Here is a 1,761-nt window from a genome sequence, read left to right as displayed (position 1 = left end):
TACCTCCGAAGAGCTCAGGGCGGCTTCACGGACTTAGCATCGCCTGGTTCGATATTGGGCGTTTCAAAGCGGGTACCGGAATATCAACCGGTTGTCCATCGACTACGCCTGTCGGCCTCGCCTTAGGTCCCGACTTACCCTGGGCAGATCAGCTTGACCCAGGAACCCTTAGTCAATCGGCGCACACGTTTCTCACGTGTGTATCGCTACTCATGCCTGCATTCTCACTCGTGAACCGTCCACAACTCGCTTCCGCGGCTGCTTCACCCGGCACACGACGCTCCCCTACCCATCCACACGGTCGTTGGACCTATTGTGTGAATGACACGACTTCGGCGGTACGCTTGAGCCCCGCTACATTGTCGGCGCGGAATCACTTGACCAGTGAGCTATTACGCACTCTTTCAAGGGTGGCTGCTTCTAAGCCAACCTCCTGGTTGTCTCTGCGACTCCACATCCTTTCCCACTTAGCGTACGCTTAGGGGCCTTAGTCGATGCTCTGGGCTGTTTCCCTCTCGACCATGGAGCTTATCCCCCACAGTCTCACTGCCGCGCTCTCACTTACCGGCATTCGGAGTTTGGCTAAGGTCAGTAACCCGGTAGGGCCCATCGCCTATCCAGTGCTCTACCTCCGGCAAGAAACACACGACGCTGCACCTAAATGCATTTCGGGGAGAACCAGCTATCACGGAGTTTGATTGGCCTTTCACCCCTAACCACAGGTCATCCCCCAGGTTTTCAACCCTGGTGGGTTCGGTCCTCCACGAAGTCTTACCTCCGCTTCAACCTGCCCATGGCTAGATCACTCCGCTTCGGGTCTAGAGCGTGCAACTCAATCGCCCTATTCGGACTCGCTTTCGCTACGGCTTCCCCACACGGGTTAACCTCGCTACACACCGCTAACTCGCAGGCTCATTCTTCAAAAGGCACGCAGTCACGAGATGCAAGCAAGCTTGCATCCGACGCTCCCACGGCTTGTAGGCACACGGTTTCAGGTACTATTTCACTCCGCTCCCGCGGTACTTTTCACCATTCCCTCACGGTACTATCCGCTATCGGTCACCAGGGAATATTTAGGCTTAGCGGGTGGTCCCGCCAGATTCACACGGGATTTCTCGGGCCCCGTGCTACTTGGGTGTCTCTTAAACGAGCCGCTGATGTTTCAGCTACGGGGGTCTTACCCTCTACGCCGGACCTTTCGCATGTCCTTCGCCTACATCAACGGTTTCTGACTCGTCTCACAGCCGGCAGACTGTGAAAAAGAGATCCCACAACCCCGCATGCGCAACCCCTGCCGGGTATCACACGCATACGGTTTGGCCTCATCCGGTTTCGCTCGCCACTACTCCCGGAATCACGGTTGTTTTCTCTTCCTGAGGGTACTGAGATGTTTCACTTCCCCTCGTTCCCTCCACATGCCCTATGTGTTCAGGCATGGGTGACAGCCCATGACGACTGCCGGGTTTCCCCATTCGGAAACCCCCGGATCAAAGCCTGGTTGACGGCTCCCCGGGGACTATCGTGGCCTCCCACGTCCTTCATCGGTTCCTGGTGCCAAGGCATCCACCGTGCGCCCTTAAAAACTTGGCCACAGATGCTCGCGTCCACTGTGCAGTTCTCAAGCAACGACCAGCCACCCATCACCTGAACCCGAAGATCCAGTGCACTGGGGCCGGCATCGCGAAGATGGGACATCAGTCCGCACCCTCAGATACCCAACAGCGTGCCCGACACGTTCAATCCAGATCCTGTGTTCCACGC

At 57.1% G+C, this 1,761-nt stretch carries 1 rRNA gene (only partly in view); it reads right to left on the bottom strand.

Features of this window, described 5'->3' with window-relative positions:
* A 23S ribosomal RNA gene (locus ACZ42X_RS17215) occupies positions 1–1,590 on the bottom strand; it reaches 1,489 nt to the left of the window's first position.
* Between the last annotated feature and the right edge of the window lie 171 nt (positions 1,591–1,761).

This window comes from Streptomyces sp. NPDC030862 (assembly GCF_055571835.1).
This window is presented reverse-complemented; position numbering and strand designations above follow the sequence as displayed.